We start from the raw sequence: 4,711 nt of genomic DNA, 5'->3' as shown, positions 1-4,711 counted from the left end.
GCGGCGGCGGCGGACGCGGCACCGGACGTGGCGTCCTCGACCGCGACGCTGCGGGCGGGGTCGACGCCCAGGCGGACGGCACCCGCCGCGAACATGTCCGGCGCGGGCTTGGAGGCCAGGCCGTCGTGCTCCGCGACCACGCCATCGACCACGACGCGGAAGAACGAGCGGATGCCGGCGGCGGCGAGCACCTCCTCGGCGTTCTTCGAGCTCGACACGACGCCCATCGGCACACCGGCCGCGTGCAGCCGCTCGACCAGAGCGAGCGAGCCGGGGAACGGGGCGATGCCCTGCCCGCGCAGCGACGCCGCGAAGGCGGCGTTCTTGCGGTTGCCGATCCCGCACACGGTCTCGGCCGAGGGGTCGTCGTCGACCGATCCCCACGGCACCTCGACGTTGCGGCTGCGCAGCAGGCTCGCGACCCCGTCGTAGCGCTTCTTGCCGTCGACATACGCGAAGTAGTCCTCGTCGGTGTACGGCGGGGTGATACCCCAGCGCGCGAACACGTCGTCGAAGACGGCCTTCCACGCCCTCATATGCACCTCGGCGGTCGGCGTGAGCACGCCGTCGAGATCGAACAGCACTCCATCGGCGAGGAGCAGGTCGGGCAGCGCTTCTGGCACAGGGCCTCCAGGAGAAGGGCGAGGGACGGATCGGCACCTCTCCGTGCCACTGTGCCAGCGTAATGCGGGCGGCACGCACGGGGTAACCCCGCAGCCGCGATCAGAGCAGCTCGGCCGTCTGCCTGGCGATCTGGAGCTCCTCGTCGGTCGGCACCACCAGCACCGTCACCCGCGACGCGTCGGTCGAGATCACCCGGATCCCGCGCTCTCTAGCGGTGTTGCGCTCCTGGTCGAGCTCGACGCCCGCGAAGCCCAGGGTCGCCAGGGCCGCCGCCCGCACCGGGGCCGCGTTCTCGCCGACGCCCGCCGTGAAGGAGATCACGTCGACCCCGCCGAGCTGCGCGATGTACGCCCCCGCATAGGCGCGGAGCCGGTGCACATACACGTCGAAGGCCAGCACCGCCGCCTCGTCGCCCTCCGCGACCCCGGCGAGGATGTCGCGCATGTCGCTGCGCCCCGCCAGCCCCGCGAGTCCGCTGCGGGTGTTCAGCAGCGTGTCGAGGTCGTCGATCGTGTACCCCGCGCGTCGCGACAGATGCACGAGTGCCGCGGGGTCGAGGTCGCCAGACCGCGTGCCCATGACGAGCCCCTCCAGCGGCGTGAGCCCCATCGACGTCTCGACCGAGCGACCGCCGTCGATCGCGGTGACCGAGGCCCCGTTGCCGAGGTGGAACACCAGCTGGCGCAGCTCGCCCAGCGGTCGGTCGAGGAAGCGGGCCGCGGCCTCGCTCACGTACTGGTGGCTCGTGCCGTGGAACCCGTAACGGCGCACCCGGTGCTCGGCGGCGAGCTGCGCGTCGATCGCGTAGGTGTAGGCCGCGGGCGGAAGCGTCTGGTGGAAGGCCGTGTCGAACACCGCCACGTGCGGGACGGCGTCGAACACCGCACGCGCGGCCCGGATCCCGGCGAGGTTCGCGGGGTTGTGCAGCGGGGCGAGGACGGCCAGCTCGCCGATCTGCCGCTCCACGTCGGCGTCGATCAGCGTGGGGGCGTAGAACCGCGCCCCGCCGTGCACCACCCGATGCCCGACGGCGACCGGCGGGTGCGCGTCGAGGGAGGGCCCGTGCGCCGCGAACTGCTCGCGCATCACCTCGAACGCGGCCGCGTGGTCGGGGATCGGCCGCTCCTCGCGGTACGTCGCATCGAGCATGGTCGGCACCGCGTCGGCGGCCACGACCGGGCGGACGGTGTGGGACACCGGGCTCGACTCCTGGCCGATGCGCTCGATCAGCCCGCTCGCGAGCTCGTCCTCCCGCTCGACGTCGATCAGGCTGTACTTCAGCGAGGAGGATCCGCTGTTGATCACCAGGATCGCGCTCACGCCCGCTCCCCCTCTGCGCTCTGCGCCTGGATGGCGGTGATCGCGACCGTGTTGACGATGTCGTCCACGAGCGCCCCGCGCGACAGGTCGTTGATCGGCCTGTTGAGACCCTGCAGCACCGGACCGATCGCGACCGCTCCCGCCGACCGCTGCACGGCCTTGTAGGTGTTGTTGCCCGTGTTGAGGTCGGGGAACACGAAGACCGTCGCGCGGCCGGCCACCGCAGAGTCGGGCAGCTTGGCCTTGGCGACCGCGGCGTCGGCGGCGGCGTCGTACTGGATCGGGCCCTCCACGGGCAGCTCCGGCGCGCGCTCCCGCACGAGCGCCGTGGCCTGACGCACCTTGTCGACGTCGGCGCCGCTGCCGGACTCCCCCGTGGAGTACGACAGCATCGCGACGCGCGGGTCGATCCCGAACTGCCGCGCCGTCGTCGCCGACGAGATCGCGATGTCGGCCAGCTGCTCCGCCGTGGGGTCGGGGATCACGGCACAGTCGCCGTACACCAGGACGCGGTCGGCGAGCGCCATCAGGAACACGCTGGACACGACCTCGACCCCCGGCTTGGTCTTGATGATCTCGAACGACGGGCGGATCGTATGGGCTGTCGTGTGCGCAGCCCCCGACACCATGCCGTCGGCGAGACCCAGGTGCACCATCATGGTGCCGAAGTACGACACGTCGGTGACCGTGTCCGCCGCCCGCTCCAGCGTGATGCCCTTGTGCGCGCGCAACCGGGCGTACTCCTCCGCGAACCGCTGCACCAGCTCGGGGTCGGTGGGGCTGAGGATCTGCGCGTCGGCGATGTCGACGCCGAGCTCGGAGGCCCGCGCGCGGATGGCGGCCTCGTCGCCCAGGATCGTGAGGTCGGCCACGTCTCGCGCGAGCAGCGTCGCGGCCGCGCGGAGGATGCGGTCGTCGTCGCCCTCCGGCAGCACGATCCGGCGACGGTCGGCCCGCGCCCGCTCCATCAGGCCGTACTGGAACATCAGCGGCGTGACCACGTGGGCCTCGGCGAGCCCGAGCTGCTCGGTCAGCTCGGCGATGTCGACGTGCGCCTGGAACAGACCAAGCGCCCGCTCGTAGCGCCCGCGGGCATCGGCCGTGATCCGTCCGCGCGTCCCCATCACGCGCACCGCCGTGTCGTAGGTGCCCAGGTCGGTCGTGATGATCGGCACGGACGACGCGAACCCGTCGAGAAGCTGCAGGATGGGCGCGGGCAGCGGAAACGGCCCGTTGAGCACGATGCCGGCGATGCGCGGGAAGGTCCCGGAGGAATCGGCGAGCAGGGCGGCCAGGAGGACCTCCGTGCGGTCGGCGGGGATCACCACCACGGCCTCCTCCGTGATCCGCGGCAGCACGTTCACCATCGACATGCCGGCGACGACGATCGACAGGGCGACCGCGGTCAGGCGCTCCTCGTCGCCCGCGAGCAGCGTGCCGTCGATCGCCGCGAGGATGCCGCGGATGGACGGTGCCACGAGAGCGCGGTCCTCCGGGATCGCCCACACCGGGGTGCGGTCGGCCGGAAGCACGGCGCGAACGGCGGCGACGATCGGCTCCAGCGCCTCAGGGTCGGCGCGGTTGACCGCCACGGCGAACAGCTCCGCCCGTTCCGCGGCGAGCTCGGACAGCGCGAGGGCGGCGATCTGCCCCACGGCGGCCGGCGTGCGGGCGGTGGTGGTGCCCAGCTGCTCGGCCTGACGCTGCTGGTCGCGGCCGCTCAGCACGAGCAGCACGGGCGCGGCGAGGTTCGCGGCGATGCGCGCGTTGAACCCGAGCTCCGCGGGGCTCGCGACGTCGGTGTAGTCGCTGCCGACGATCACGACCGCGTCGCACTGCGCCTCGACCGCCTTGAACCGCGCGACGATGGTCGCCAGCGCGGCGTCGGGGTCGGCGCGCACGTCGTCGTAGGTCACGCCGATGCAGTCGTCGTAGTCGAGCTGCACGCCGTCGTGCGCGAGCAGCAGCTCGAGGATCTCGTCGCGCTCGGCGACCGACCGCGCGATGGGTCGGAAGACGCCGACGCGCGGGGAGACGCGCATCAGGGCGTCGAGCGCCCCGAGGGCAATCGTCGACTTCCCGGTATGGCCTTCGGCCGAGGTGATGTAGATGCTCCGCGCCACGCCCCCAGCTTAGGCGGGGCGCCGTCGGACGCGCCCGGACGGTGCCGTGACTAACGCGCCGTCACTCGCACGGTCCGGACAGAGCGTCGACCACGGCCGTCGCATCCTCCTGGTAGCGGGCGTAGTACTCGCGATCGGTGTTGATCTGCACGCGGTGGATCGCGTGCGACGCCGGCATCGACTGCCACTCCGGAAGCCGCCCGAGACGCTCGTAGAACAGCGTGGCCGAGGCCGCGGGGTCCATCCGCTGCTCGACGCTGCCCCACCAGTCCTGCTGCTGGAACAGCCCGATGCTCGTGGTGCGCGAGCCGTCGGGGTTGGTCCAGCCGCGGGTCTCCCAGTCGCCGTAGTCGATCGCGCGCAGGCTGCTCTCCCCCATCGCGGTCATCACGCCGAGGATCTGCCCGTCGCGCCCGAAGCCGAGCGCGGAGGCCGTGCGGATGATGGTCGCCGCGTTCTCCAGCTGTTCGCCGCGCCACCCCTGGATGCCCGCCGCGGGGAAGGTCTCCGGGCGGTCGATGCAGACCGGCGCGGGGTCGCGGGCCAGGCCGAGCGGGATGAGCACCAGGAGCCCCGCGACCACGGCCACCACGCCGGCGGACACGAGCAGACGCCGGCCGCGCGTGCGCCAGCGCGCACGGGAT

4 protein-coding genes are annotated in these 4,711 nt (G+C 72.6%); all 4 read right to left on the bottom strand.

Features of this window, described 5'->3' with window-relative positions; genetic code table 11:
• Positions 1-623 (bottom strand): beta-phosphoglucomutase family hydrolase (locus tag DW299_RS15805; protein WP_136037141.1); only part of this gene is annotated, 623 nt, incomplete at its 3' end.
• 100 nt (positions 624-723) lie between these two features.
• Entirely contained in the window at positions 724-1,944 is a 1,221-nt protein-coding gene (locus tag DW299_RS15800; protein ID WP_136037140.1) for an acetate/propionate family kinase, read from the bottom strand.
• On the bottom strand, positions 1,941-4,067 hold the full coding sequence (pta, locus tag DW299_RS15795) for a phosphate acetyltransferase (protein WP_136037139.1): 2,127 nt from the start codon (positions 4,065-4,067) through the stop codon (positions 1,941-1,943). Before pta ends, DW299_RS15800 begins: the two co-directional genes overlap by 4 nt.
• A gap of 61 nt (positions 4,068-4,128) precedes the next feature.
• On the bottom strand, positions 4,129-4,711 hold a 583-nt coding region (locus DW299_RS15790; RefSeq protein WP_136037138.1), incomplete at its 5' end, for a hypothetical protein.

This window comes from Microbacterium sp. K35 (genome assembly GCF_004794375.1).
Lineage (GTDB): Bacteria > Actinomycetota > Actinomycetes > Actinomycetales > Microbacteriaceae > Microbacterium > Microbacterium sufflavum.
The sequence above is the reverse complement of the archived record's forward strand: the minus strand, read 5'-3'. Positions and strand labels throughout refer to the sequence as shown.